This window comes from Pseudomonas corrugata (genome assembly GCF_050920615.1).
Lineage (GTDB): Bacteria > Pseudomonadota > Gammaproteobacteria > Pseudomonadales > Pseudomonadaceae > Aquipseudomonas > Aquipseudomonas corrugata.
This window is the reverse complement of record NZ_CP130434.1, coordinates 2,413,363-2,440,344: the sequence shown is the minus strand read 5'-3', so window position 1 is coordinate 2,440,344 and position 26,982 is coordinate 2,413,363. Positions and strand designations below refer to the sequence as shown.

The 26,982-nt window shown below is 59.0% G+C and carries 29 protein-coding genes and 1 pseudogene; 17 read left to right on the top strand and 13 right to left on the bottom strand.

Features of this window, described 5'->3' with window-relative positions; translation table 11 throughout:
- The 3 genes and pseudogenes from QZH45_RS11160 (at position 1) to QZH45_RS11150 (ending at position 1,792) form a co-directional block, all read left to right on the top strand.
- Positions 1–900 (top strand): AraC family transcriptional regulator, encoded by a 900-nt coding sequence (locus QZH45_RS11160; protein WP_024778278.1) that lies wholly within the window; start codon positions 1–3, stop codon positions 898–900.
- Positions 901–1,008: 108 nt separating this feature from the next.
- Positions 1,009–1,131 (top strand): annotated as a pseudogene (locus QZH45_RS11155) (LysR family transcriptional regulator); the annotation flags it as partial.
- Between the two features lie 175 nt (positions 1,132–1,306).
- On the top strand, positions 1,307–1,792 hold the full coding sequence (locus tag QZH45_RS11150; protein ID WP_237140474.1) for a coiled-coil domain-containing protein 60: 486 nt from the start codon (positions 1,307–1,309) through the stop codon (positions 1,790–1,792).
- Positions 1,793–1,825: 33 nt separating this feature from the next.
- On the opposite strand, the gene QZH45_RS11145 is transcribed toward QZH45_RS11150, so the two are convergent.
- From QZH45_RS11145 to QZH45_RS11135, 3 genes are all read right to left on the bottom strand, one after another.
- Positions 1,826–2,713: a LysR family transcriptional regulator gene (locus QZH45_RS11145; RefSeq protein ID WP_055135402.1), complete on the bottom strand. Its 888-nt coding sequence runs from the start codon at positions 2,711–2,713 to the stop codon at positions 1,826–1,828.
- Between the two features lie 6 nt (positions 2,714–2,719).
- The gene (locus QZH45_RS11140) at positions 2,720–3,406 is read right to left on the bottom strand and encodes a cysteine hydrolase family protein (RefSeq protein ID WP_024778275.1); all 687 of its coding nucleotides are present in this window, start codon (positions 3,404–3,406) and stop codon (positions 2,720–2,722) included.
- A 256-nt stretch (positions 3,407–3,662) separates the two neighbouring features.
- Complete coding sequence (locus tag QZH45_RS11135) at positions 3,663–3,938, bottom strand: hypothetical protein (RefSeq protein WP_024778274.1); 276 nt, start codon at positions 3,936–3,938, stop codon at positions 3,663–3,665.
- A 50-nt stretch (positions 3,939–3,988) separates the two neighbouring features.
- On the opposite strand from QZH45_RS11135, the gene QZH45_RS11130 reads away from it, so the two are divergent.
- Entirely contained in the window at positions 3,989–4,252 is a 264-nt protein-coding gene (locus tag QZH45_RS11130) for a hypothetical protein (RefSeq protein ID WP_055135401.1), read from the top strand.
- Positions 4,253–4,590: 338 nt separating this feature from the next.
- A complete protein-coding gene (locus tag QZH45_RS11125; protein WP_055135400.1) occupies positions 4,591–4,959 on the top strand; it encodes a BrnA antitoxin family protein in 369 nt (122 codons plus the stop codon).
- 52 nt (positions 4,960–5,011) lie between these two features.
- Here QZH45_RS11125 and QZH45_RS11120 read toward each other — a convergent pair whose 3' ends face one another.
- Together QZH45_RS11120 and QZH45_RS11115 are read right to left on the bottom strand one after the other, a co-directional pair.
- Positions 5,012–5,857, bottom strand: coding sequence for a TIGR03915 family putative DNA repair protein (locus QZH45_RS11120; protein ID WP_080686217.1), 846 nt, complete (start codon positions 5,855–5,857; stop codon positions 5,012–5,014).
- Complete coding sequence (locus QZH45_RS11115) at positions 5,848–7,068, bottom strand: putative DNA modification/repair radical SAM protein (RefSeq protein ID WP_055135399.1); 1,221 nt, start codon at positions 7,066–7,068, stop codon at positions 5,848–5,850. The genes QZH45_RS11120 and QZH45_RS11115 overlap by 10 nt, the downstream gene beginning before the upstream one ends.
- Positions 7,069–7,185: 117 nt before the next feature.
- On the opposite strand from QZH45_RS11115, the gene QZH45_RS11110 reads away from it, so the two are divergent.
- From QZH45_RS11110 to tal, 8 genes are all read left to right on the top strand, one after another.
- Entirely contained in the window at positions 7,186–7,356 is a 171-nt protein-coding gene (locus QZH45_RS11110) for a YhfG family protein (protein WP_122319437.1), read from the top strand.
- Positions 7,356–7,976, top strand: coding sequence for a putative adenosine monophosphate-protein transferase Fic (locus QZH45_RS11105; protein ID WP_055135398.1), 621 nt, complete (start codon positions 7,356–7,358; stop codon positions 7,974–7,976). The genes QZH45_RS11110 and QZH45_RS11105 overlap by 1 nt, the downstream gene beginning before the upstream one ends.
- Before the next feature lie 142 nt (positions 7,977–8,118).
- Positions 8,119–8,661 (top strand): hypothetical protein, encoded by a 543-nt coding sequence (locus tag QZH45_RS11100; protein ID WP_024778268.1) that lies wholly within the window; start codon positions 8,119–8,121, stop codon positions 8,659–8,661.
- Between the two features lie 63 nt (positions 8,662–8,724).
- Entirely contained in the window at positions 8,725–9,447 is a 723-nt protein-coding gene (locus tag QZH45_RS11095; RefSeq protein WP_024778267.1) for a metallophosphoesterase, read from the top strand.
- A 147-nt stretch (positions 9,448–9,594) separates the two neighbouring features.
- On the top strand, positions 9,595–10,590 hold the full coding sequence (gene dusA / locus QZH45_RS11090) for a tRNA dihydrouridine(20/20a) synthase DusA (RefSeq protein ID WP_055135397.1): 996 nt from the start codon (positions 9,595–9,597) through the stop codon (positions 10,588–10,590).
- 168 nt (positions 10,591–10,758) lie between these two features.
- Positions 10,759–12,495 (top strand): DEAD/DEAH box helicase, encoded by a 1,737-nt coding sequence (locus QZH45_RS11085; RefSeq protein WP_024778222.1) that lies wholly within the window; start codon positions 10,759–10,761, stop codon positions 12,493–12,495.
- Positions 12,492–14,489, top strand: coding sequence for a UvrD-helicase domain-containing protein (locus QZH45_RS11080; protein ID WP_055135396.1), 1,998 nt, complete (start codon positions 12,492–12,494; stop codon positions 14,487–14,489). Before QZH45_RS11085 ends, QZH45_RS11080 begins: the two co-directional genes overlap by 4 nt.
- 182 nt (positions 14,490–14,671) lie before the next feature.
- Positions 14,672–15,598, top strand: coding sequence for a transaldolase (gene tal / locus QZH45_RS11075; RefSeq protein WP_055135395.1), 927 nt, complete (start codon positions 14,672–14,674; stop codon positions 15,596–15,598).
- A gap of 218 nt (positions 15,599–15,816) precedes the next feature.
- Here tal and rssC read toward each other — a convergent pair whose 3' ends face one another.
- From rssC to QZH45_RS11060, 3 genes are all read right to left on the bottom strand, one after another.
- Complete coding sequence (rssC, locus tag QZH45_RS11070) at positions 15,817–16,299, bottom strand: anti-sigma factor antagonist RssC (protein ID WP_024778219.1); 483 nt, start codon at positions 16,297–16,299, stop codon at positions 15,817–15,819.
- Positions 16,299–17,480, bottom strand: a complete 1,182-nt coding sequence (gene rssB / locus QZH45_RS11065) for a two-component system response regulator RssB (RefSeq protein ID WP_024778218.1) — start codon at positions 17,478–17,480, stop codon at positions 16,299–16,301. The genes rssC and rssB overlap by 1 nt, the downstream gene beginning before the upstream one ends.
- Positions 17,481–17,823: 343 nt before the next feature.
- Positions 17,824–18,513 (bottom strand): MlaA family lipoprotein, encoded by a 690-nt coding sequence (locus QZH45_RS11060; protein ID WP_024778217.1) that lies wholly within the window; start codon positions 18,511–18,513, stop codon positions 17,824–17,826.
- Positions 18,514–18,715: 202 nt separating this feature from the next.
- On the opposite strand from QZH45_RS11060, the gene QZH45_RS11055 reads away from it, so the two are divergent.
- Both QZH45_RS11055 and QZH45_RS11050 read left to right on the top strand, forming a co-directional pair.
- Positions 18,716–19,336: a phosphatase gene (locus tag QZH45_RS11055; protein WP_024778216.1), complete on the top strand. Its 621-nt coding sequence runs from the start codon at positions 18,716–18,718 to the stop codon at positions 19,334–19,336.
- 111 nt (positions 19,337–19,447) lie between these two features.
- On the top strand, positions 19,448–19,711 hold the full coding sequence (locus QZH45_RS11050) for a DUF4404 family protein (RefSeq protein WP_024778215.1): 264 nt from the start codon (positions 19,448–19,450) through the stop codon (positions 19,709–19,711).
- A gap of 184 nt (positions 19,712–19,895) precedes the next feature.
- On the opposite strand, the gene queF is transcribed toward QZH45_RS11050, so the two are convergent.
- Entirely contained in the window at positions 19,896–20,726 is an 831-nt protein-coding gene (gene queF / locus QZH45_RS11045; RefSeq protein WP_053193430.1) for an NADPH-dependent 7-cyano-7-deazaguanine reductase QueF, read from the bottom strand.
- 61 nt (positions 20,727–20,787) lie between these two features.
- Entirely contained in the window at positions 20,788–21,330 is a 543-nt protein-coding gene (gene copI, locus QZH45_RS11040) for a copper-resistant cuproprotein CopI (protein WP_053193433.1), read from the bottom strand.
- Between the two features lie 156 nt (positions 21,331–21,486).
- On the opposite strand from copI, the gene QZH45_RS11035 reads away from it, so the two are divergent.
- Both QZH45_RS11035 and QZH45_RS11030 read left to right on the top strand, forming a co-directional pair.
- Complete coding sequence (locus QZH45_RS11035; RefSeq protein ID WP_053193437.1) at positions 21,487–22,167, top strand: heavy metal response regulator transcription factor; 681 nt, start codon at positions 21,487–21,489, stop codon at positions 22,165–22,167.
- Entirely contained in the window at positions 22,164–23,510 is a 1,347-nt protein-coding gene (locus tag QZH45_RS11030) for a heavy metal sensor histidine kinase (protein WP_053193440.1), read from the top strand. Before QZH45_RS11035 ends, QZH45_RS11030 begins: the two co-directional genes overlap by 4 nt.
- A 161-nt stretch (positions 23,511–23,671) precedes the next feature.
- Here the strand turns inward: QZH45_RS11030 and QZH45_RS11025 are convergent, their stop codons facing one another.
- The 3 genes from QZH45_RS11025 to QZH45_RS11015 all read right to left on the bottom strand — a co-directional run bounded on the left by QZH45_RS11025 (position 23,672) and on the right by QZH45_RS11015 (position 26,920).
- Positions 23,672–24,916, bottom strand: coding sequence for a lipoprotein-releasing ABC transporter permease subunit (locus QZH45_RS11025; protein WP_024778210.1), 1,245 nt, complete (start codon positions 24,914–24,916; stop codon positions 23,672–23,674).
- 62 nt (positions 24,917–24,978) lie between these two features.
- Positions 24,979–25,662, bottom strand: a complete 684-nt coding sequence (gene lolD, locus QZH45_RS11020; protein ID WP_167355730.1) for a lipoprotein-releasing ABC transporter ATP-binding protein LolD — start codon at positions 25,660–25,662, stop codon at positions 24,979–24,981.
- A gap of 7 nt (positions 25,663–25,669) precedes the next feature.
- The gene (locus QZH45_RS11015) at positions 25,670–26,920 is read right to left on the bottom strand and encodes a lipoprotein-releasing ABC transporter permease subunit (RefSeq protein WP_053193443.1); all 1,251 of its coding nucleotides are present in this window, start codon (positions 26,918–26,920) and stop codon (positions 25,670–25,672) included.
- Between the last annotated feature and the right edge of the window lie 62 nt (positions 26,921–26,982).

The window sequence follows — 26,982 nt, the reverse complement described above, 5'->3', positions numbered from 1 at the left end:
ATGACGATCCGCCGCACATCATTGCAAGAGACGCTCGCCGACACTATTGGCGCGCGGGCCCTCCGAACGGGAGACTTTGAAACATCGATCGCCGGCCTCAGCCTGTTTCGGCGTGAAGCCCCGACGCCGCCTGCCATTTGCATGATCGGACCAAGCATCGTCCTTGTGGCCCAGGGTGCAAAACAACTGTGGCTCGGCGGCGAGGCCTTTGGCTACGATGCCTCGCGCTTCCTGATCACCTCGCTGGACCTGCCCGCCGATTCCGAGGTGACCCAGGCCAGCCCGGAGCAGCCCTGCCTTGGCCTGGTCTTGAAACTCGACTTGCGCCTGGTCGCCGACCTGGTTGCCCAGGGCAGCCTGGCACCCGCCCGGGATCGCCCCGTCGGGGTCGGTGCGAACATCGGCGCGGTGACGCCCGATCTGCTCGCGCCGTTCGTACGCCTGCTGGCCCTGCTGGATGAGCCGGATGCAATACCGGTACTGGCGCCGCTGATCCTGCGTGAAATCCATTATCGACTGCTGATGAGCGAGCAGGCCGCCCGGCTGCGGCAGATCGCCTCCGTCGACAGCCAAGGCTACCGGATCGCCAAGGCCATCGACTGGCTGAAACTGAACTACACCGCCCCCATCCGCGTGGAAGACCTCGCGGCGAGCGTGCAAATGAGCGCCCCGACGTTCCACCATCACTTCCGCCAACTCACCGCGATGAGCCCGCTGCAGTACCAGAAATGGCTGCGACTGAACGAAGCAAAACGTCTGATGCTCAACGAACGCATGGATGTGGCGAACGCGGCCTTCAAAGTGGGCTATGAAAGCCCCTCCCAGTTCAGCCGCGAATATGGCCGCTTGTTTGGCGCGCCACCCAAGCGGGATATTGCCGGGCTACGGAACAAGGCTTGATGCAAATCATCCTGTGGCGAGGGGATTTATCCCCGCTGGGTTGCGAAGCAGCCCCTAGACAGCCAAACATAATCTATCTGGTACATCGAGGCGCCAGGGTTCAGGGCTGTCAGGGCCGGGGGCGACGAATGGAGCACGCAGTTGGAGATTCGCTCGTACTGTGCGATTGACAATCGGAACCCGACGATGCGCAAGCTGTGGAAGACGTTGGAGGGGGCTTCGTTGCGATAGCCGGCAGACGCTGTTTGAAGAGACGAACGTACGCTGTCAACAAGCGGGAATCGACGTGCCTGGTCGTCTTTTTCCCGGGAATACACTCTTTAACAATTCTCTGTCCCAAAAGATCTAAAGGCGCTAAACCACATGCCGATAGCTTTCCAGTATCCAACTCATCCAGGGACTGAACATGATTACCGGCGCACCGACCTACAACAGCAGCCAACCCTCCGTGTTCAGCGTAGAGCCAAATAAATCAGCGGATGAAATATCGGAGGCATCGGCAACCAAACCGTCTACCGGCACGCAAGTTGAAGGGGTAAAAGTGACGCTGTCAGGCGTTGGCCTCCAAAAAGCCGCGAATGAACGCTCCGCCAATGCCAACAAGGACATTGAAGAAAGCGGGTTGCCTGACCAGGTGCAGAAGCTCCTGAAAATGATTCGGGAGTTGAAGCAGAAAATCCAGGAAAAGCAGTCAGAAATGCAGGCACTCATAGCCGATCAGAGTATGTCCCCGGAAACCAAGCAGACGAAAATCAGCGCGTTGCAGACGACGCTCTCGACACTCACCGCCAGCCTGATGACAGCGAGCGCCTCCCTGGAAAAACTGAGCAAGAATGGGAGCCTGTCTGCCGCCCAGGTACAACAAGCCGCCAAGCTGGCCATGAAAAGCTGAACCCGTTTCCCGGAGGACATTTCCATCCCCCACTCAGAGTTTTCCTTCGTAGTACTGGGCCATGTGATCAACAAACACGCGGACCTTGAGGGGCAAGTTCCGGGCATGAGGGTACAGCGCATAGTAGTGCCTCATCCCCAGGGTGTATTCCGGCAGAATCCGCACCAACCTTCCCGTCAGCAGATCGTCCCGCACCGTCGCCAGGGTGAACGCCGCGATTCCCCCGCCTGACAAGGCGCACGCGTGCAAGGCGGTGATGGTGTCCGTATGAAAGGTACTGTCGCAATCCAGTGTCATCGACTCCCCTCCCTCGCTGACCAACGACCACTGGGTGGCCGACGCATACGTCAGTAGCCGGTGCTCATTGAGCTCTACGACGCTGTGCGCAAGACCGTACTTGGCTACATAGCTCGGCGCCGCCACCAAGACTTGCGATGACACCCCGAGCAAACGGGCGACCAGGCTGCTGTCGGCCAACGGCCCGCAGATCCGCAACGCCACATCGACCCCATCGGCCACCAGGTCGACAAGGGGATCGGAGCAGGACAGGTCGACCTGGATGTCCGGATAGCGTTGCTGGAAGACCGGCAACCAATGGGCCAGTTCCAACGTACCGGTTACCAGCGGCACGCTGATCCGCAGCAGGCCGGAAGGACGCTCCTGCTCCTGAGTGGCGGCACGGGAGGCGGCCTCGACGCGGTCCAGGATATCCACGCAAGCCGCGTAGTACCTTTCGCCGGCCGCGGTCAGGCTCATGCGTCGGGTATTGCGATTGAGCAGACGCACGCCCAAGGCGCTTTCCAATTGCTGCAAGTGTCGCGACACCGAGGAATGAGTGGTGTCCAGCCGCTCAGCCGCGGCTGAAAAACCTTGGGTTTCCACAATGCAACGGAACACGCCCATGGCGAGCATCTGATTCATATCGACTCAGCGTATCGGTAAATTGATGATCTGCTCGGTGGTCATGACATCACCGAAGGTATCCTCGACTTCAGCCAGCGCGGCCTTGTGCAAGGCGTCCTTGTCGATGGCATCACCGTTGACCCGGGTAATCGCGCGAGTCGCCGACGCGTCGGAGGCGACCAGTACGTTGTAGCCCAAAGGCGCCGCATCCCGGGCGGCCCCCGCCACACACGCATGGGTCATGAGACCGGAAATGATCAGGTTCTCGATTCCGGCACGCTTCAGACGCTTGTCCAGGTCGGTACTGCCGAAGACGCTGACGGTGGTTTTCTGCAACACCACATCCTGGGCCCTGGGTTGCATGTCCGGATGAAACTTCACGCTTTCACCGTCCTTCGCGAACACCGCCGAACCCGCAGGGGCGATGTGTTGGACATGGAAAACCGGCATCTTGTGCTCATCGGCAAAGGCAATCAGCTTACGGGTATTGGCCAGCGCAGCCGCGCCATCAGGAATCGGCATCTTACCGGTGAAGTATTCGTTCTGAAAATCGATCACCAGTAACGCGGTTTTACCAACAGGCAACTGGCTGGTCGGCGTTGCGCCTGACATGGCACGGATGGTTGGGTGGTTTTCAGCGAGTGCGCCGCTGCTGGCGACAATGCCGGAAAATGCACAGGCGGCGAGGAAACGGCGGGTGAATCGTTGCATGGGAATTTCCCTTCCTGGTTGTTGAGGGAAGGAATGCTAGAAAGAGGTCCCGCGCTTGAACACAGTGGGGACGGCACAGGACCTGTTTGGGATCTGCACAAATAAGGCATTTGCCGGTGGGCAGCATTCACCGTATTCGTACTGGTGATGAACTGACCTGGCTTTGAGCGGAGCGGATCTGAACGAAGGGTCGAAGCTGACACTTTTTACGAATCGGCACTGAAAGCGGGCGGCCCTTCACGGTCGCCCCACTTCGTTATGACGCCAGAACCTGCGCATGCAGTCGGCGCCCAATGACATCCAGCAAGTCACAACCGTCGCGCAATGGGATCGCCAGTAACTGGGCGAAATCGTGCAAGACCACGGCGTCAGTGCTGATGTCGGAACGCATTGCGAGGTTTTCCAGCAGTTGCGTGACGGCGGCGATGCGATAGGCGGCAGTGTCGTGGAGCACGTCCAAGGGTGCTTCCGTGTCGATCAGGAGGGCGTGGTAGTTATTTTCGATACCGGTGATGGGCATGTAGCGAGACATGGTTGTTTACTCCTGCGAGATGGCTGGTAGATGGCGCGTTGGAGATCGAGATGCCACTGACGATGAGATCGAATCCGGTTGACGGTTCGATTGATTTGCAGGAGATGGAACTGAACATCTTGGTTGAGGTTGAACGCATACGTCTTTCGAAGCGTTTGGATGTGATTTTTTCATCGGTTGACCTCCTGGATTTGAAAAGTCACTACCACCATCACTTCCACATGATGGTGGTGGTAGCTGTACGCGGGTGTGGAAGACCGTATCCAGGAACCGGCGCACCCGAAGGTGCCCCGCGTACAGCCGCCATAATCTAACAGCAGACATAAGAAAAGTGCCTGCTTTTAAATTTAACGACGCTACGCGTCTGGAGTTATGAGGGCTTCCACACCCTGCCGCTGAATGTGCAGCGACAGACCAAACTTAGCGTGAGGGATGATTCGCGGATAGTCGGCGGGGGGCGATGCGGATTGCGGGAAATTTCCGATAGGGGAGTCCATAAATGTCCGGGAGGCGTGGGAAATCACAACGACTTACCCTGATACGAATTGGCTCTCAAATCCGTAGATGAAAACAAAAATTTCGTCGTATGGTTTGGGCGCAGCCATCCTTCGCGGCAAGCAATGAACAGCGCCAGTATCTGGAGGGTTGAGCCATGAAAGAAGAATACGATTTCAGCAAAGCCAAGCGTGGCCCGGTTGCGAGCAGCAAAGGCAAAACACGCATCACCATCATGCGGGATGACGACGTGATCGAGGCTGCTCGCGAATGTGCCGAAAATGCCGGCGCTGGGTATCAAACCGTTATTAATAATCTATTGCGTCAGGCCCTGATACCTCAGACTGCCCACCATTTGGCGCCAGTAGCTCAAAAGCGGACCCGAATAGACAAACCCTACGCAAACGGCGTTACCCAAGCCGACGTGAAAGGCTTGGAAAAACAGTTGGCCGCTATGGCTGAAGAATTACATAAGATGATGGATTCGCCCAAGCCCGGCAAGGCCAAGGCCAAGGCATCGGTATAAGCTGAAACCTCCCGTCACTCAAACGCAAAGCACAGCCCCCGGCCCAGGGGCCTCAGCCATTGCCACCCCAAACGATCCGCTTCCCCACCTTCTCCCCCACCTCCAACGCCTGCCCATCCCGTTGCTTTCCCTGCCTCGCCAGCCCAACCAGCCGGGGAATCAGCTCCCCCTCCGGCAAGTGTTGCCAGAATCGCCCGGGCATGTGCTGTCTGAGTGCCTGCGGATTGACCCGCGCCGGGTTGAAGGTGTGTCGATAGTAAGTACGCCATAACTCGGCGTCCGGGTCTTCTGCGTGACGCGCCCACTGCTGCCAGGGCTCAGGACATTGGCGCTGATAATCCAGGGCCTGGCCATCGAACCGGATGCCATCGCGAGGCGTCGCTATCAGCCAGCGTTGTCGGCCCAGTCGCTCGGCAAAATGGCCGCTCGCGCTTTCGAGGATGTCATGGGCCGGCTCGTGAAAGGCTACGAGGTCCAGTTGCAACTGCTCGGCGAGCGCCTGCGGCAAGGGTATGAAGCGTACAAACGCATGGAGATGATGGGCCTCGCGGTTGACTTGCCTGATCCGTCGCTGCAATTCGCTGCCCAGGCGATCACCGGCGAGCATCGCCGTGCGATCGCCATGGGCGACGCGCCAGAGCACTTCGTACAACAGGCTCCAGCGTTGTTCGCCCTGGTAACGGCCAGCCTGCTCGAGCTGGGTCAACAAGGCCGCCGGCACTCGCGCTGAGAACGGACCCGGGCCTGACGGCAGCGGCGTCGGCATGGCCAGCAGGTCGGCCATGGGGCCTTGGGTCCAGGTCACGTCAGCGGGGTCGATGCCGTGGCCAAGCAGCTTGCGGGCCTGATCTCGCCATACCAGGAAATCGTCCTGGCAATCCAACGCGATCATCCCCACAACCCCATTTGCATGGGCCCTTGGGGCTCACGCAAGCGCGCCCGCAGCAGGCCGCTGCGCATCTGAGCGTCGACGGGCCGGTAGTCGCTGGTGACGATGAACGGTCGCGCCTTTTCCAGCACGCAACGCAACTGCACCAGATCGTCGTAGCGGACCCGTCGTTCCCGGCGCAGCGCCACCAGGCGTTGCACGCTGCGCAAGCCAATTCCCGGAATACGCGCCAGCAACGCGGGTTCGGCACGGTTGACGTCGAGGGGGAACACCTCACGGTTCGCCAGAGCCCAGGCCAGTTTGGGGTCGATGTCCAGGTCCAGGTTGCCGGCGCCCCCCAGGATTTCACCCGCCTTGTAGCCGTAGCCGCGCATGAGGAAGTCAGCCTGGTACAGCCTGTGCTCGCGCAACAACGGCGGCGCCGCCAATGGCACGCTGGCGGGGCTGTCGGGAATCGGGCTGAAAGCCGAGTAGTAGACCCGCCGCAGGCCATACCCCTGGTAGAGCGATTCGGCATTCCGCAGGATCGCATGATCGTCCGTGGCATCGGCCCCGACAATCACCTGGGTGCTCTGCCCGGCCGGGGCAAAGCGAGGCGCCCGCGCTTCTCCGGCCACTGCTTGCTGGCCCTGATGGATGGTGCCCATGGCCTGGCGGATCGTGACCAGTTGCTTCTCCGGCGCCAGGCGCTTGAGACTGGCCTCGCTGGGTAATTCGATGTTCACGCTCAGGCGATCGGCCAGCCGCCCGGCCTCCTCGATCAGCAACGGATCGGCATCGGGAATGGTCTTGAGGTGGATATAGCCCCGAAACTGATGCACCTCCCGCAACCGACGCGCCACGCGTACCAGTTGCTCCATGGTGTAGTCGGCCGACCGAATGATGCCGGAACTCAGGAACAGCCCGCTGATGCAGTTACGACGATAGAAATCCAGCGTCAGGCGCACCACCTCCTCCGGCGTAAAGCGCGCCCTCGGCACGTTGCTGGAGCGGCGGTTGACGCAGTACTGGCAGTCATAAAGGCAGAAATTGGTCAGCAGCACCTTGAGCAGCGAAACGCAGCGCCCATCCGGCGTGTAGCTATGACAAATGCCCATGCCGTCCGTGGCCCCCAACCCGTCACGACCGCGAGAGCTGCGCTTGGGTGCACCACTGCTGGCGCAGGAGGCGTCATACTTGGCAGCGTCGGCGAGAATGCCGAGCTTGGCGATCAGTTGCATGGGAGGGCTCTCGATACTGGTTATGCATACAGTATTTGGAGAAGCAGGGCGATGCAAGCGCCATTGGTCATCGGTGGGTTATAATCCATTCACCCACGCGATTTGAGGTCCAGCCTCATGGGCACTATCAGCCTTGAAACCAAGAAGGCCTACGCGGCCAGGACACGTCGGTCCAACTATGCGGCCAGCCTGCGCCTGGAAGGCTTCAAAGTGACCTTTTCCGATGGCGAATGCAAAATGCCGACCCGTGAAGAAGTCTTGAAGACCTTCACCAAGACCAGAACCTGATGCCCGACAAATATGGGGTCGGTGAAGACGCCTATTGCTACCCGGGCTCCACTGTCCTTCGCAACAAACTCGATATCCGCGACGAACCCACCTTGAGCGAAGCCGAACAACAACTCACGGCCATCGCGGCGGACCATGTCGAATTCAACCCTCCCCCTTACGACCTGGCCTACCTCCAGAACATCCACCGGCAACTCTTCTCGGATTTGTACGAGTGGGCCGGAGAACTGCGCACCGTCGGGATGGCCAAGCAAGACACACGCTTCTGCCAGCCGCAGTTCATGGAAAAAGAAGCCGGGAAAATTTTCAGCAACATGGCCGCCGCCCATTGGTTCGAAGGACTGTCCCGGGCGGACCTGATCGTTGCCGTGGCCGATGCCTATTCCGATATCAACGTCGTCCACCCCTTTCGCGAAGGCAATGGACGTGCCCAACGCATTCTCTTCGAACATCTCATCATGAATGCCGGGTTTGAAATCAGTTGGTGGGGCATCGAAAAGGAAGAGTGGATCTTTGCAAACATTGCAGCTTACAACTGCACACTTGGCCCCATGGTGCAGGTGTTCGAGAAGTGCATTGGTCAGGCGATTCAAGCCAGTGCAGCTGATGCTGCCCCATGAACTGATCGCACTATCATCGAATCGCTCAACCCCTGCACCCTTCGAAACCGCATCGATTTATTTCATCTTGCGGGTAGGTCAGCGATAAACTCGACAGCCATTGCATGCCTCGACGCTGCAGATCATTCTCAAGGACTCTAGTATGACTCTCTTGCCGTCACGCTCCCTCTTCTTTGTCTCCAGCCTCATGGCCAGCACTTTGTGCTTCGCCGAAGCTGAACCGGCCGATGGCAGCCTCATCAAGGACTCGACCAAAGCCGCCGTTTCATCGTTCATCACCGCAGGGAAGAACTTGTTGGGCGGTGTGAGCGAAGGTGTACTCGATGGCCGCGAATCAGCCCAGGGCACCGATGGCGCAGCGATCATTTCCTCCGGCGAACAAATGAAAGATCGGATCGGCGTCGAGGTGCTGAAACTGGAGCCCAGTGATGACAACCTTACAGTCACTCTCGGTTTCAAGAACAGTACCGACACGCAACTGCGCCTGATCAACCTCAGGCAGACGGGCGTCTTGCTGGCTATCGACCAGGCAGGTTATGCCAACAGCCTCAAGGCAATGGAAAACCCGGATGAAGTCACCGTCCCACCCAAGGCCGCCGTGCGGCAGAAGTTCATCTTCGATGGGCAGAACGAGCCCATCAGTTCTGTACGGGTGTGGGGCCAGGACTATCAATTGAAAAAATAATGTTATCGGGCCAGAAGAGCGAGCAAGCTGCTTCTTCTCCCCTCTCCACATGAAATGCCGACGATGAACACGATCAGAACGTTCTCCCCCAATGGAAAAGGCCGGGACTTTGTCGTAGGTGATGTCCATGGACACTTCAAACTTCTGAAGTCGCTTTTGGTTAACGCCAATTTCAAGGCAGAACGGGATCGTGTTTTCTCGGTTGGCGACCTGATCGATCGCGGCCCGGACTCCCTGGACGTGATGAACTGGCTCACGGAGCCCTGGTTTCACGCGGTCCGAGGCAATCATGAACAGATGCTCATCGACTGTGTGTCCGGACAGGGCGACATTGCCAGGCATACCCGAAACGGCGGGGCCTGGCTCTATGAGCTGGCAGCCACGACCCAGCATGAACTGTCCAATGTCCTCCAGGGACTTCCGCTGATCATTGAAGTTGACCTGGTAGACGGAAGAAAAATGGGCATCGTGCACGCCGAAGCTCCGTTACTACACGACGATGGCGACTGGCAGACTGCCAAAGACGCCTTGTCCGGACATTTTGGAGAAGACAGCCGCCACCGCGCCCTGAAAACAGCTCTGTATGCCCGGGGAAAAATCGAACAGCAGAATAATGACCCCATCAGGGGAATAAGCCGGCTTTACGTCGGGCACTCAACCGTATCGAGCGTCACCTGCCTGGGTAATGTCGTCTACATCGACACCGGCTGTTCCTTTCACGATGGGGCATTGAGTCTTGTGGAAATCAATGCGGACACCACAACCTGCATAACAATGCGCCCATAATCGAATACGGAAACGGGTACGACACTTCGCCTGCACGTGTCAGACCTTGAAACGCGCCACCAGGCATTGCGCGATCCTGCAGCTTCAAACCTCGCAGAGCGCTTTCCTGATAAACTGCGGCCTTCCGCCTTCCCGTCCAGATATCCGATGTCTCTATACCCAGCTCCCCCGCAGCCCTTGTCCCGCCGTTTCAGCGTTGCCCCGATGATGGACTGGACAGACGCCCACTGCCGCTACTTCCTGCGCATCCTCTCCAAAAACGCGCTCCTCTACACCGAAATGGTCACCACCGGCGCCCTGCTCAACGGCGACCATGAGCGCTTCCTGCGCCATCACGAAACCGAACACCCCCTGGCGCTCCAGTTGGGCGGCAGTGTCCCGGGGGATCTGGCCGCCTGCGCGAAGATGGCCCAGGAGCATGGCTACGACGAGGTCAACCTCAATGTCGGCTGTCCAAGCGACCGGGTGCAAAACAACATGATCGGTGCGTGCCTGATGGGGCACCCGGGGTTGGTGGCCGATTGTGTGAAGGCGATGCGTGATGCGGTGTCGATCCCGGTGACGGTCAAGCATCGGATCGGGATCAACGGGCGGGACAGCTATGAGCAGCTGTGTGAGTTCGTTGGCACGGTGCGCGAGGCCGGTTGCACGAGTTTTACCGTGCATGCTCGGATCGCGATCCTGGAGGGGCTGTCGCCAAAGGAGAATCGTGATATCCCGCCCCTGCGCTATGACGTGGTGGCGCGGTTGAAGGCGGATTTTCCGGAGCTGGAAATCGTGCTCAACGGCGGGATCAAGACGCTTGAGGCGTGCCATGAGCATCTGCAGACCTTCGACGGCGTGATGCTGGGGCGCGAGGCGTACCATAACCCCTATCTGCTGGCCGAGGTCGATCAACAGCTGTTCGGCAGCACCTCGCCGGTCATCACCCGGGCCGAGGCGCTGGCACAACTGCGACCCTATATTGCCAATCACTTGGCCGCTGGTGGGGCGATGCACCATATCACCCGTCATGTGTTGGGCCTGGGCACTGGTTTTCCAGGAGCGCGACGGTTTCGGCAGTTGTTGTCGGTGGACATTCACAAGACCAAGGATCCGTTGGCGCTGTTGGACCAGGCGGGGCAGTTGCTGGAGGGGCGTTAATACGCGCATCTGAGGCAAGCATCGTCCTAGGTGAAAATTCGCTGAGCTGCAGTTGCATTCAATCGTGCGATCGGGTTCGCGTGAGGATATTGGATCCATATCGCTCGCGCCTCGCTTCAACAGTATGCAACACTGTTGTGCCATCACCGTTCAGGGACGAATATCGCCATGCAAGGGCAGCATCCGCTTATTAAAAAGCTTTTTAAATTTATCTATGCCGAGCGCGATGCGAACCTTCAGCAACTTTTGCAAACCTGGCAGCGCCCCTTGCATGAGAAGCTTGAAAAGGGTTTGACTCAGGGCTTCACGCACCTAGAAAGAGCCGACAAAGCTACTTGTCTTTGGGCGCACCTTGATGAGAGCGAATCACGCTTTCGTGAAGGGGATATGCTGCGTTTGCACCTTGGCGATCCGTCTACCGGGCTGTTGTGCGCCAGGATGACCTTTGAACGCGAAGAAGAAGGGCGATGGCTGCTGAGCGAGAAACTGGCTAATACGGTATGGGACAACTACCAGGGCGGACCTTGCTATGCGGATATGGACGCGCTGGATCTGACGCCCCGCTATGAAAAGACCCTGGAAGATATTGCAGATTCAATCAATACCGACAACCTGATTATCCCGCTGCTCGGCGATGCGCCAGCCATCACGTTCAACGACGCGGACCTAGATTACGCTGAACGTTTCGCCATCCAAAACAAGTGTAACGAACATCAAGCCCGGGCTGTCGCCATGGCCTTTGCCGCTGAGCAAATTGCTTGCATCCAAGGCCCACCCGGGACCGGCAAGACCCGTGCACTCGCGCTTATTGCCCAGCTACTGGTCGAGCGTCAGGAACGGGTATTTGTCACCTCTCACACGCACATGGCTATCAACAATGCCCTTGCAAAGATTGCCGAGCGCAACATACCAACGGTGAAGATTGGTGGCCGTCCTGAGGATGTAAGCAAAACCGTTGACTGGGCAAAAACACCCGCCGATTGGGAGAACCTGCCTGCGGACGGCAGCGGCTATGTCATTGGCGCGACTCCGTTCGCCACCTGCAGCCAGCTTGAACATTTCAAATTCGACACGGTGATCTTTGACGAAGCCAGTCAGATTACCCTCCCCCTCGCGCTGATGGCCATGCGCAAAGGTAGACGCTTTATCTTCATTGGAGACCAGAAACAACTGCCGCCGGTGCTGTTGTCCCAGTCGGTCCTTTCTGGCGAATCGATGTCGATCTTTGGCCGTCTTACCTCACAAACAGCCGACCACACGGTCATGCTTGAAGAAACCTACCGGATGAATCAATGGTTGACCGAATGGCCGGGCCAAAATTACTACGAAGGCAAGTTACGTGCGGCGGGCCCCAATAAAGACCGACGCTTCAACTACGTTGAGGTCGAGTCCCCGATGGATCGCGTCTTTGATCCAGAGGCAAGCGCCATATTTATTCCCACGACTGACAGAACGGCAAAAACCCGAAACTTTCGGGATGCTCAGCATGTACTTGAACTCTGCAAAGTCGCCCATGCCATGGGTGTCGCCCCGGCAGATATCGGCATTGTCACACCTTACCGGGCTCAGGGCCGGGCGATTCGAACGTTATTGACTCGTCATTTTGGACGCGAACTCGCCCAAACCATCGTCGCAGATACCGTTGAACGCATGCAGGGGCAGGAACGCGAACTTATCATCGTGTCATTGGCCAGCGGCGATGAGGCATTCCTTGGTGCTGTCGCAGAGTTTTTCTTCCAGCCTGAGCGACTGAACGTTTCCATCACCCGGGCGATGACCAAATTGATCATTATCGGGCCTGAGCTGGCCCAGGGGATTGAGTGCAGTAACAACGTTACGCAGCTATGGGCCGATGAGTATTTGAGTCTGATCAGTCGATGCCGCAAAGTGGTACTGCCCCTATGACACTCTTTATCCCTGAATGGCAGCGCAGTACTGGCGCCTATGTTCACGTTAAACGTACGTTGCGCAAACTGGATGATAACCATGTTGTACGCCAGTGCCTCGCTCGGGAAGCCTGGGCCCCTGACTTCTTCCTCCAACATGCACAACATCAATGGCTGGCTACTGTGTTGTGTGAAACCTCTTTTGACACACTAGACCCCGATCAACTGTTCACCGCTACCGAACAACAGACCTTTACAGAGCTGGTTTCGCACCTCGAAGCGACTGAGCCCGACAAGATGCCGGCCGGGCAGCGACTCGGCAAACTGATCATCATGTGGAACTGCACGCCCGAACAGACCAAACGCCTGTGGCAGCACTACTCAACGCCTGACGGCCCGCGGCTCATGTCCAAGAGCACCTTTATCGAGCTTGGCCACGAACAATTGCCCAAGTTATTCAGCTCGCTGAGCCGCGAAGCCAGCGACACGCTCATGGGGCACTATTTTCCAGAAGCCGAAATACCGGCAATCTGCACGACCCGCCGGCATTTCTCACGAGATAACTCAGCAAAGACCACACGTTATTTCCTGGACACACAACAAGAGTGGGCCAGTAAGTTGGACTTGGAGTTGCCTGAGGAACAAACGCAAACCTTGAATGATTTCTCGGTGCGGCTGGTCAATGGCGTTGCCGGAAGCGGAAAGACATTGATTGCCGCTAACCGGGCGTTGATCTTGGCGAAAAAATTTCCAGATCAAAAGATATTGATGCTAATCCACAATGTGCCGGTGGTTAAAGACCTCAAGCACCGCTTGAAAAAGGCCAGCCCGGAGGGTTTGCCGCGCAACCTGACAATCGTGACCGCGCTGGCATGGATACGACAGCAATGGGTGAACCATTTTGAGTTGCAACCAGAGATGGTATTCCCTAAAGAAGTCACCAGCCAAATTGGCCATTATCGGAAATCCTTTCCGGACTTGAAGCCCGGGAATGAACAACTCCTGGACGAGTTCGACTTCATCAATGAGTCATTGATTAGCGACGAGCAAGGCTATCTGGACGCCGAACGCGCCGGCCAAGGGTTTGCCTTGCGCAAGGAAGAACGGGGCCAGGTATGGGCGCTCTACGGGCAGGTCACTGATGCATTGCGCAAGCAAGGCTCTCGTTTATGGAGTTCATTGTCCCGGGATCTGTGTCTGACGAAGCTCGACAAGCTCGACAAGCTCGATAAGTATCAACACATCCTGGTAGACGAAGCCCAATTCTTCGCGCCGACCTGGTTTCAACTAGTCAAAAGCACCTTGGCCGACTCAGAAGGCAGCCTGTTTTTATGTGCCGACCCCAACCAGGGCTTTTTGAAAAGCCGACTCAGCTGGAAGCGTGTCGGCCTGGATGTGGCGGGTAAAACAAAGAAGCTTCATCACTCCTACCGAACCACTCAGGCCATACTGCGGGCAGCCGGTCTTGTTTTGGCCGAATTTACCCAAACCGACCCGGACGATTATCTGCAGCCTGATTTCAATGGCATGGACGAAGGCATCGCCCCGCTATTGATCCGATCGGACACACCCCAGGATGCGGTTATACAGGCCTGTAACGAGATAGCCGGCTACTTGCAAACCCAGCAGATCAATCTATCGAACATGCTTGTGCTATATGGCCGGGACACCAATAAGAAGCTGCTGCTCAAGGCGTTGAGCGATCGATTCGGTTCGCGCAAAGTCTGGGATCTGAACAGCATGGAGTCCGTTCATGTGGACGCAGATAATCTGCGTGTTTCCACAGTGGACACCGCTACAGGGCTTGAAGCCAGTATCGTGTTGCTGCTGGGCCTGGAAAAGCTCATGAGAGAAACGGCTCAAGAGGGCGTGCTTTCTGCCCAGGAGCGGGAACAGAATTCGCGCAAACTCTATATGGCAATGACAAGGGCGGGCCAGCGATTGATTCTGATCTCGACGACGCTACTACCAACAAGTATTGCGGGCCTGTTCTTGAACACACAACATGCATGACCATCAGGCGATCGTGTTGAACCTGCACGCGGTTTTGGCATCGTATCTACCGGTACCTGCCCCGCCCTTTCAAACAGCCGTTTTCAGGTTGTTGCCACAGGGGCCATCGATCCCCGCACACGCCCTTGAGTGGCCGCCGGCCCTCGGGTAATGTCAACAGACCCACAGGACAGAGCACGCTCATGACTTCCAAGCTGGAACAACTCAAGCAATTCACCACCGTCGTGGCCGACACCGGCGACTTCGAAGCCATTGCCCGCATCAAGCCGGTAGATGCCACCACCAACCCTTCCCTGCTGCTGAAGGCCTCGGCCATGCACGGCTATGCCGAGCTGTTGAACGCCTGCGTGGCGGACTGCAAGGGAGATGTGGGACTGGCCAGTGACCGCTTTGGTGTGGCGGTCGGACAAGAGATCCTGAAGGTGATTCCAGGGCGCATTTCCACCGAAGTGGACGCGCGCCTGTCGTTCGATACCGACGCCATGTTGAAGCGTGCCCATCGCCTGGTCGAACTGTACGACAAGGCCGGCATTGGCCGTGATCGTGTGCTGATCAAGATCGCGTCGACCTGGGAAGGCATTCGCGCCGCGGAACAGTTGGAGCGTGAAGGCATCCAGTGCAACCTGACCCTGCTGTTCTCTTTCGCCCAGGCCGCGGCCTGTGCCGATGCCGGGGTGTTCCTGATTTCGCCGTTCGTGGGACGTATCTACGACTGGTACAAGAAGGCCAATGGCAACGACTACACCGGTGCCGATGATCCTGGTGTCCAGTCGGTGACACGCATCTACAACTACTACAAGGCCAATGACTACAAGACCGTGGTCATGGGCGCCAGCTTCCGTAACCTCAATCAGATCGAGCAACTGGCCGGCTGCGACCGCTTGACCGTCAGCCCGGAATTGCTTGAGAAGCTGGCCGCTGACGAAGGCAAGCTGGAGCGCAAGCTGGCACCGGGCCAGGCCGGTGAAGCACGCTTGAGCCTCAATGAAGCGCAGTTCCGCTGGTTGTCCAACGAGGACGCCATGGCAACCGAGAAGCTGGCAGAAGGTATCCGTCAGTTTGCTCGGGACCAGGAGAAGCTTGAGGCGTTGCTGCAAGCCAAGCTCTGAGTTGATTCACAGGCATGCAAAAGGGGGCGAACCTTGATGGGTTCGCCCCCTTTTCATGTTGGAATGGCTTGGCTTCGCACTGAGGGATTGGACGACAGAACAGACGTCATCGCGAGCAGGCTCGCTCCCACAAGTTTCGCGTAACCCTCATCTGAGTACAGCCCAATCCCTGTGGGAGCGAGCCTGCTCGCGATGGGGCCCGCCAGGTCATCCCAGGATCAGGGACGTTCCAACGCGTTCACCAGATCATGGAAAGCTTCACGATTGGACTCGTTCAGCCCCATGAGGATCTTGTGGGCTTCGAGCACCTTGACCCGCACTTCTTCCTCGGACTGGTCCTGGTCAGGCAGGTCATCCAGGCACTCAGGGCACGGCACCGGGTCACTCACGATGTTGAACACCTGGTCGAACCCCATCGATTGCAACAGACGGGTAATGTCGTTATGGGTGGTGACGACGGTGGGCAGCAGGCCAACCTTCTGCCGCGACAGGATCGATAACTTGGCCAGCAGGCCAAGGGTGGTGCTGTCGATGCTGCGGGTTTCAGTCAGGTCGATTACGATGGCGCTGAAATTCAGCGCGGTGAAGATCCGCTCAATAGTCGCATCCAGCGCCGAACACAGGGTCAGGCGCACTTCACCGACAAACTTCAGGACAAATGTGCCGTCCTGCTCGGCGAACTGGATTCTACCAGTACTCATCAAAGGTTCCTGCTCAACACTAACAGGGCGATATCATCCGGCATCTCCCCTAGCGTGGCTAATCCAAACACTTGGCGCAAGCCTTCCAGGCTGCCGCCCGCTGCACTCACCCGCTCAGGCAAGGCCGCTTCTTTCTCTTTGAGTGTAGGTTCTGTCAAAAGATCCAGAATGCCATCAGACATCAGCGTCAAGCTGAATACCGGCGGCAATTCCAGCACGTGGTCTTCGTAGGTCGCCTCGTTGAACAGGCCCACCGGCAAACCACGCCCTTCCAGATACCGAACGCTGTCTGGCGTGTACAACACAGGCAACGGCAGGTGACCGCCGATGCTATAGGTCAACAACCCTGTCTCCTCGTCGATAACTCCACCGACCATGGTGACGTGTTTACCCAGCTTACAACTGATCAGGCCCCGGTTGATATGCCCCAGGACCTCGGAAGGCTTGAACTCCGGCAGCGTACCGTTGCGCTTGGATTCGAACAGCAACCGCGTGGTCATGAACTTCAGCAGCACCGTAACGAAAGCCGACGAAGCACCATGGCCGGAGACATCCGCCAGGTAGAACGCCACTCGTCGCTCATCGACCCGGAAATAGTCAACAAAATCCCCCGACAGGTACAACGACGGGATGATCTGGTGGGCAAAACGGAAATCGCCGACGGCCCAGGGGCTGACCGGCAGCATGTTCATCTGCACCTGGCGCCCGGCGTTCTGGTCTTCCTGCAACAGGTTGAGGCTGGCTTCCAGCTCACGGTTGGCCGTTTCCAGCTTTTCGCGGTAACGCTGGTTCTCAACCAACAGCCTGGAACGGTCCAAAGCCCGGCGCACCGAGTGCTCAAGCACCGCCAGGTCTTCGAGGGGTTTGATCAGGTAATCTGCCGCGCCCAGACGCAATGCCTCGACCGCGTCATTCATCACACCCGCGCCCGAGACCACTATCACCGGCGTCTGCGATGAGATCTCGGTGACCTGGCGAATGAGTTCAAGTCCGCCCATCTGCGGCATGCGCAGGTCGCAGATGACCAAGTCGGGCTTGTCTTGCTCGAATACCTGAAGACCCTGTTGGCCGTTGCTGGCCTGCAGGACGCTGAAACCACTGTCTTCCAAGTAGGCTGCGAGACTGGCTCGCACCACTTCGTCATCATCGATTATCAGCAGCGTGGCACTGGTTTTTGGCATGTGGGCAAACGGCGCCAGAATTAGGTTGGCGTAGCCGGCTGGGCCATCTGGCCTCGCACGCACTACTGGATTCGCTTTCTAGCCACTCTGTCGTACCGGCTTCAGGCCTTTGCCCTACACACTATTACATCAGAGGTGCCCTTCTAAGGCGCAGACGGTACTCCCATCCGCGGGGCGTTTCAAGCTCATGCGGATAGCCGCTTGCCGTCTTTATTTGTCAAAGTACAGAGAGTTATAAGAACCGAGCGAAGCGTAACTCAATGGAAGGTCAAACCGACCAGACAAAGCGCAAAAGTACGGAAGGCGGCCATCAAGGCCGCCTTCCATTTGTTTCTGGATCGAATCAGAAATCGTCTTCGACCTGGCCATCCTTGACCTTGAACTCGCGGTTCTGCAGGTAAGCGTTGCGGATGAACACGTACTTGTCGCCCCTCACCAGTTTCTCGGCCGACAAAAGGCTGGCACGGGTATCGACGACGTTCAGGCCGAAGATCGAGTTGCGCACCGACACATTGTCAATGTAGGGATAGGGCGTGGTGTAGTTATCGACGAGCTTGGCCGGTGCATCGCGCAGCGTGCTAGGCCCCAGCAACGGCAGCATCACGTAAGGACCGCTGCCCATCCCCCAATAGCCGAGGGTCTGGCCAAAATCTTCATCGCTACGCTGCAGGCCCATTTTGGTGCCTACGTCGAAGAAGCCCAGCAAGCCGAACGTGGTGTTGAAAATCAACCGGGCTGTGTCGACCCCGGCGGCGGCCGGCTTGGCTTGCAACAAGTCATTAGCCAGGTTGCCCACGTCCCCGATGTTACGGAACATGTTGTGGATGCCGTCCTCAAGGAACTGCGGCGTCACGTATTGATAACCCTGGGCCAGTGGCTTGAGCGCGTAGGTATCGACGGTATCGTTGAAGGTGAAGATCGGACGGTTGATGCTTTCCCAAGGATCTTCTTCCGTAGCGGCCTGAGCGGCAAACGGGACCAGCAGTACACTGGCGGAAAGAAACAGCTGAGCTAGGCGATGGCTCCAGCGCATAAGGGAAAACTCCTTGGTTTATTCGAGCAAGGGCGCCGAGCCCAGGCGGTAGGATGCCGCTAGTATAAGGTGGAAAGCGTCGATAGGCAGCATGGAAAAAGAAGCTGCTTGTAGGACGTTTCCATGACCAACCCTTTCATTTCTCTGTCACAGGTCTGTCATTGAAACCCGTTAGGCTCGGCTTATTTCAAGGACGATCCCCATGCCGCGCGCCGAAGCCCTGCCTCTCCCCGCTCCCAGCCTCACCGCCGTACTGTTTGGCCTTAGCGGATGCCTGGTGGATTTCGGCGCGCGCATTCGCCACCCAGGGGCAGCACCGGCCGAACACGCGCAACCGACACCCGGCGCCCTCGAGAGCCTGCGGAACCTGCAACGTCAGGAAATCCCCTGCGCCTGGCTCGATGAACTGCCGCCAGCCGTCAGTCATGGCCTGGCGGCGTCGTTACCGGCGTGGGTCAAATCGCCGCAACTTCCTGCAACAAATAATCCGTGGCCGGCCCCTCATGCCTGCTGGCAGGCACTGATGGCGCTGAACGTCCAGCAATTGGACGGATGTGTATTGGTCAGCGGCGAACCCCGCTTGCTGCAGTCAGGGCTCAACGCCGGTTTGTGGACCATCGGATTGGCCTCCTGCGGCTCGCTGTGTGGCCTGACACCCAGCGAATGGCAAGCCCTGAGCCAACAACAGCGGGAAATCAGGCGCGCCAAGGCCACGGTAGAGCTGTTTAGCCTGGGGGTGCATTCGGTCATCGATCATCTGGGCGAACTGGATACCTGCCTGGCGGACATCAGTTTGCGTCGGATCAAAGGCGAGAAGCCCTGACCGGGATCATGCAGGGAGCGTGAGGGTGGATTACTCTTAGGACATGCCATGGACTTTTGACGCACTGTCGCGGTCCATGGCTGTGCTTATCAATTATGGGAGTTAATGCCAATGGCGCGCCTCGAACTGCAAGAACAACTCAATGCCCTGCGCGAGCAATTGGACCAGAACCCGCCCCTGTCCGAACCTGAGCGCGAAAACCTGCAACAACTGATGGCTCAGATCGAAGCCGAAATCCAGCTGGAGAACACCCTTCAGAACACCAACCTGGTGGATGGCGTGAACCTGGCCGTGGAACGCTTCGAAGTCAGCCACCCAGCCGTTGCAGGGACGTTGCGCAACATCATGCTGACGCTGGGCAACATGGGGATCTGAAACACCGGACAAAGAAAGCCCCGCTCCATCGATGGCGGGGCTTTTTTATACTGCAACCTGAAATGCCATCTTTGTGGGAGCGAGCCTGCTCGCGAAGACGGCAGCACATCCGACCTCAATGCTGTCTGATCCATCGCTATCGCGAGCAGGCTCGCTCCCACAGGGGATCCCCTCTGCCAGGTGGTTACTGACGAACCAGCCGCAGGTTCGGCAGTTGCACGCTTTCAGTGCTGCGATAGGGGTTGATGTCCAGCCCGCCACGCCGGACATACCGCGCATACACCGTCAATTTCTCCGGCTTGAGCAAGCGCTGCAAGTCGAGAAAGATTCGCTCCACACATTGCTCATGGAAATCCGAATGCTGGCGGAAGCTGACGATGTAAGCCAGCAGGCTGGCCGGGTCCAGCGCCGCGCCGCGGTACTCCACGACAACACTGCCCCAATCCGGCTGACTGGTCACCGGGCAGTTCGATTTGAGCAAGTGACTGTGCAGGCTTTCTTCGACGATGCGCGACTCATCGCATTGCAATAGCTCGGGACGGGGATGCGCGTAGGAGTCGACGCTGATATCCAAGTCGTCTATGCAGACACCGGGCAGCGCCACGACGCCCTCACGTTCCACGTCCTTGAGGCTGCGAACCCGCACCTGCACCGGTTTACCCGCAGCAGCCGAGAGGTCCTGGCGCAACGTCGCTTCCAGGCTTGCGGTATCGGCGAACGGGGTCTGGTTCAGCGAGTTGAGGTACAGCTTGAACGACTTGGACTCAATGATGTTCGGTGAGTCCGCCGGAATCGCGAATTCACCGATCGCCACCACCGGCTTGCCGGACGGCAACAGCCATGACAGCTCGAAACAGTTCCAGAAATCCACGCCCTTGTACGGCAGTGTATCGGCCGTCAGGCCCAACTCCGCCCACTTTGCGGTGCGCGGGATCGGGAACAGCAGGGACGGCGTGTACGTGGCGATGTATTCGCTGGATTTGCCCAGCGGCGAATGTTCGGCTGCGGGATGCATGACGGAAACCTGACTGAAGAATCAGCGGATTCTATCAGCCTTTGCCCAAGCCTTTGAGTGCTTACTGTCTGACGGTCAAGTCACCCTTCATCCCCGCCTGGTAATGACCGGGAATATTGCAGGCGAACTCCAGGCGTGTGGCCTTGCTGAACGTCCAGGTCAGCTCGGCGGTCTTGCCCGGTTCCACCAACACGCTGTTGGGGTCGTCATGACTCATGCCGGCCATGTCATGCCCCATCGAACCATGATCCATCGAACCATGATCCATGGAGCCATGCCCCATCCCAGTCGGCATCAACTGCCCGCTCTGCTGCATCTTGAGCATCTCCTGCTGGTGCTCGGCGTGCATCGCGGCGTCGCCAAGATTGAATTCGTGCAGCAACCGGCCCTTGTTGATCAGCACGAATCGCACGGTTTCGCCAGCTTTGATGTCGAGTGTGCGCTGATCGAAGGTCATGTCTCCCATCACCACATCAATGGTGCGGCTGGCCCTGGCCGCCGGAGCAGGCTCGCCGAAATCGAAATGCTGGCCCGGCGACGCCCATGACGACGCATTGAAGGCCAGCGCACAAGCGGCCAGGATCAAACGTTTTCCCATCAACATGTCCATACTCCAACCGGATAATATTCAGCTTGCGCAAAACTCTATCCCGGTGGGGCTGCCAGTCGGCTGACGGCTTGATTACAACTTTGTCAGCTTCGGCCGCAGCGGTGCCTGGCACGGTATAACCTCACGCCGAAACCTGTCCTGAGCCGCCCTATGAAACTGCTGATCGTCGAAGACCAAACGAAAACCGGCCAATACCTGCGCCAGGGCCTGGGCGAAGCCGGGTTCAACGCCGACCTGGTGACCGACGGCATCAGCGGCCAGCAACTGGCCCTGAGCGGTGACTACGCCTTGCTGATCCTCGACGTGATGTTGCCCGGACGCGACGGCTGGCAGATTCTACAAGCGGTCCGCGGAGCCGGGCTGGATACCCCCGTGCTGTTCCTGACGGCGCGGGATGCGGTACAGGATCGGGTACACGGCCTGGAACTGGGCGCCGACGATTACCTGGTCAAACCGTTCGCTTTTTCCGAGTTGCTGGCGCGGGTCCGCAGTCTGTTGCGCCGGGGCGGTTCGATGCCCCAGGAAACCAGCCTGCAACTGGCGGACCTGCGCCTGGATCTGATCCGCCGCCGCGTCGAACGCAGCGGTCGGCGCATCGACCTCACCGCCAAAGAGTTCGCCCTGCTGGAAATGCTCCTGCGCCGCCAGGGCGAGGTACTGCCCAAATCTTTGATCGCCTCCCAGGTCTGGGACATGAACTTCGACAGTGATACCAACGTCATTGAAGTCGCGATCCGGCGACTGCGGCTCAAGATCGACGATGAGTTCCCCAGCAAGCTTATCCACACCGTGCGGGGCATGGGCTATGTGCTTGAAGAGCGCAGCCTGTGAGAGGCCGGTGGTCGTTGAGCAGCCGGCTGGCACTGTTGTTCGCCGCCTGCACCGCCGTGGTGTCCTTGTTTGCCGGGGTACTGTTCAGCCGCGCCAGCGAGGCGCATTTCATCGAGTTGGACCAGCAGTTGCTGGAAGACAAGTTGATCGGTCTGCGGCGCGCCCTTCAGGATCTGGATGCCGGACAGACCCAGCGCCGCCTGGAAGATGAATTGAGCCGACAGGCCGATCTGGCGCTGCGCATCAAAGACAGCGACGGCGTGCGCTGGTATGACAGTTCGATCCGGATTCCTGCCCGACTGCCCGAAAGCCCTGGCCTTTCCACCCTCAATGACGCCGACACCGATTACCGGGTCCTGAATGCAGCGCTGTACCCCGACCGCCCGGACTCGCCACAACTGACGCTGCTGCTGGACATCACCCACCACCAGCATTTCCTGCAACGCATGCAGCGCCTGATCTGGCTGACCGTTGGCCTGTCGGCCCTGGCCACCGCCCTTCTCGGCGCCTGGGTTGCCCGACGCGGTTTGCAGCCGCTACGACGCATGGGCGCAATCGCTGGCGGGGTTTCGGCGCGCTCACTCAATGCCCGACTGCCCGAAGACCGCATGCCGGCCGAACTGGCGGAATTGGCCCACAGCATCAACGCCATGCTCGGACGCCTCGATGACGCTTTTCAACGGCTTTCAGCGTTCTCCGCTGACATCGCCCATGAACTGCGCACGCCGCTGTCGAACCTGCTGACCCACACCCAGGTCACCCTCACCCGCGAGCGCACACTGGAAGATTACCGCGAGACATTGCACAGCAATCTCGAAGAGTTGCAATGGATGGCCCAACTGGTCAACGACATGCTCTACCTGGCCAAGGCCGACCATGGCCTGTTGACGCCTCACCGCGAGCCGCTGGAACTGGCGCAGGAAGTGGATGTGCTGCTGGAGTTTTTTGCGCCACTGGCCGAAGACGCCCAGGTTCGCTTGAGCCGCGAGGGCAGTGGTCGCCTCGAGGGGGATCGCGGCATGTTGCGCCGGGCCCTGTCCAATCTGCTGGACAATGCCCTGCGTTTTACCCCCATGGGCGGTGAAGTGCGGGTACGAATGATCGAGACTGCCCAGGCGTTGAGCGTGAGCGTGGAGAACAGCGGCGAAGGCATCCCGGCGGACTTGCTGCCGCGCCTGTTCGACCGTTTCTATCGCGCCGACCCGGCCCGCCGGGAAGGCAGTAGCGAACATGCCGGCCTGGGCCTGGCGATCACCCGCTCGATCATCCGCGCCCATGGCGGAGAGATTCACTGTGAATCAGCCGATGGCTGGACGCGGTTCGTGATTGAGTTGCCAAAATAGGTTGAGCCGAACGCCAACCCTGTGGCGAGGGGATTTATCCCCGCTGGGGCGCGAAGCAGCCCTAAACCTGCCAACCCGATCTGCCAGATTGAATGGGAGCTTTTTGGGCTGCTTCGCAGCCCAGCGGGGATTTATTCCCTCGCCACAGGGGACTGCGGGGCTTACGAGTATCGCAATGCCTGCGCCGGCTCGATCTTGGCCGCGCGCCACGCCGGGTAGACGGTGGCCAGGAAGCTCAGGATGAAGCCTGCGGCACAGATCAACACCACGTCGCCACGCTGAAGCTCAGACGGCAGGTTGCTGACGAAGTACACATCGGAACTGAAGATATGCTGACCGGTGACTCGCTCCAGCCACCCCACCAGCTCACTGACATTCAGCGCCGCAATCACCCCTAGCACACCGCCGATCGCCGTGCCGACGATACCGATCACCGTGCCCTGGACCATGAAGATCGCCATGATCTGCCGCGGCGTGGCACCGATGGTACGGAGGATCGCGATGTCCGCCCCCTTGTCGTTCACCACCATGATCAGCGTAGCGATGATGTTGAACGCTGCCACGGCGACGATCATCAGCAACAGCAGGCCGATCATGGTCTTTTCCATTTTCATGGCACTGAACAGGCTGCCCTGGGTGTGGGTCCAGTCGTCGGCCCTGTAGTCCGTACCCAGGCTCGTGGCGATATCACCGGACACCTTTGGCGCGGCGTAGAGGTCCTTCACCGCCAGGCGCACGCTCTGCACCTGGTTCGGCTGCCAGTGCTGCATCTGTGCAGCGTCGGCCAGATGGATCAGGGCCATGGAGCCATCCAGCTCGGCGCCTACCTTGAACACGCCGACCACATTCAGTCGCTGCATCCGCGGCGTGATACCGCCCGGCGCGGTGCTGACTTCCGGCACGATCAGGGTCAGCTTGTCGCCGACGTTCAGGCGGAAGCGCCGGGCGGTGATTTCACCGATCACCACGCCAAACTCACCCGGTTTCAAGGCATCGAGACGACCCTGGACGATATGCTGGGCGACGATGGACACCTTGCCTTCCTGGGCCGGGTCGACGCCGCTGATCTGGATCGGCTGCATCGAGCCCTTATAGCTCAACATGCCTTCCATCTCGGTGAACGGCACGGCGGCGGTCACCTCGGGATTTTTCAGCGCGGCGGCGGCCACTGGCTGCCAGTCATCGATCGGCTTGACCCCGACAATCGTGGCATGGGGCACCATGCCGAGGATGCGCGAGCTCATCTCACGCTGGAAGCCGTTCATCACCGACAGCACCACGATCATCGCCAGCACACCCAGGGCGAGGCCGATCATCGAGGTCATGGATATGAACGAAACAAAGCGATTGCGACGCTTTGCGCGGGTATAGCGCGTGCCGATGAAGATCGATAACGGTCTGAACATTCGCGGAGCACCGTAGAAAATTGAAGACCCGGCGCGTGTTACCGACGCCGGGTTGCGGGCGGTCAGATAGGCGTCAGGCAACCTTCCTGCAAATGCAGGACGCGGTCCATCTGCCGGGCCAGGTTCATGTCGTGGGTCACCACCAGGAACGCGGTACGCATCGAGGTGCTGAGCTCCAGCATCAGGTCCTGGATACCCTGGGCGGTGTGGGAATCGAGGTTGCCGGTCGGCTCGTCGAGCATCACCAGGCCAGGCTTGTTGACCAGGGCCCGGGCGATCGCCACGCGCTGGCGCTCGCCACCGGACAGTTCCGCCGGCTTGTGCTCCAGGCGATGGCCCAGCCCTACCCGCTCCAGCAACGCGGTAGCGCGCTGGCGGGCCTCTGGAATCGCGGTGCGACCGATCAACAGCGGCATGCAGACGTTTTCCAGGGCAGTGAACTCGGGCAGCAAATGGTGGAACTGGTAGACGAAGCCCAGGGAGCGGTTGCGCAACAGGCCACGGCCTTTCTCGTTCAGCGCCGAGAGTTCTTCTCCAGCCAGCCAGACACTGCCGGCGGTCGGTGTATCGAGACCGCCCAGCAGGTTGAGCAAGGTACTTTTGCCCGACCCGGAGGTACCGACAATCGCCACCCGCTCACCCGGATGCAGTTCCAGCTGCAGGTCCGACAACACCACTACCGACTCCGGGCCTTCCTCGTAGGATTTGCCCAGGTTGCGGCAGCTCAAGATCGCTTTTTCACTCATGCCCGACTCACTCATAACGTAACGCCTCCGCAGGCTGGGTGCGCGCAGCACGCCAGGCTGGATACAGGGTGGCGAGGAAACTCAGGATCAACGCGGCGCCGCAGACCATCAACACATCGTCGGCCTGCAGTTGCGATGGCAGGTAGTCGATGAAATACACGTCGGCGTTGAGAAACTTGTGCCCGATCAGACCTTCCAGGGCGGCAATCGCGGCACTGACGTTCAGCGCGGCGAACATTCCGACCAGGGCGCCAACCAGGGTCCCGATCACACCGATGACGGTGCCCTGGACCATGAAGATGCGCATGATCTGTCCCGGCGTGGCGCCCAGGGTCCGCAGAATGGCGATATCCCCCTTCTTGTCATTCACCACCATCACCAGCGTGGAAATGATGTTGAACGCAGCGACAGCGACGATCAGCAGCAACAGTAGGCCGATCATGGCTTTTTCCATGCGGATCGCCTGGTACAGGTTGCCGTGGGTGCGGGTCCAGTCCCGGGCGTAGTAACGGTCTTCGCCGAGCTGCTGGGCGATGGCCCACGCGGCACGTGGTGCCTGGAACAGGTCATCGAATTTCAGCCGCAGCCCCTGGACCTGGTCCGGTTTCCAGCGATGCAGGCGCGCCAGGTCCTGGAGGTTGGTGACGCCCAGGTAACCGTCCAGCTCCCCGGCGCCGACATGGAAAATGCCGACCACGGTAAAGCGCTTCATGCGCGGGAACACACCGCCCGGCGTTACGGTGACTTCCGGCGCGACGAAGGTCAGCTTGTCACCGATGGCCACGCCCAGTTTGGTCGCGGCCTTGTCGCCGATCACGATGCCGAAACTGCCCGGCGCCAGGTCGTCGAGCCGCCCCTGCTGCATGAAGTTATCGATGATCGACACCTGTCGCTCGAGTCCGGGGTCGATGCCGTTGAGCAGGACCTTGGACACCTTGCCGTCGTGGGTCAGCAGCCCCTGCATCTGGGTGAAAGGCGCAACGGCCAGCACCTGCGGGTTCTGCTTGGCCTTGGCGGCCAGGCTCTGCCAGTCGCTTATAGCTTCGCCGGATTCGACGGTGGCGTGGGGCACCATGCCCAGCACGCGGGTACGCATCTCATGGTCGAAGCCGTTCATCACCGACAACACGACAATCATCACGACCACGCCAAGGGCCAGCCCGATGATGGATGTCAGGGAAATGAACGATACGAAATGATTGCGACGTTTTGCACGGGTATAACGCGTGCCGATGAATACGAAGAGAGGTCTGAACATGTCGGGGCTTGTTCGGAGGGAAAAGGAACGTCCTTGTGGCGGGGGTCTCAAACCAGCTTTAC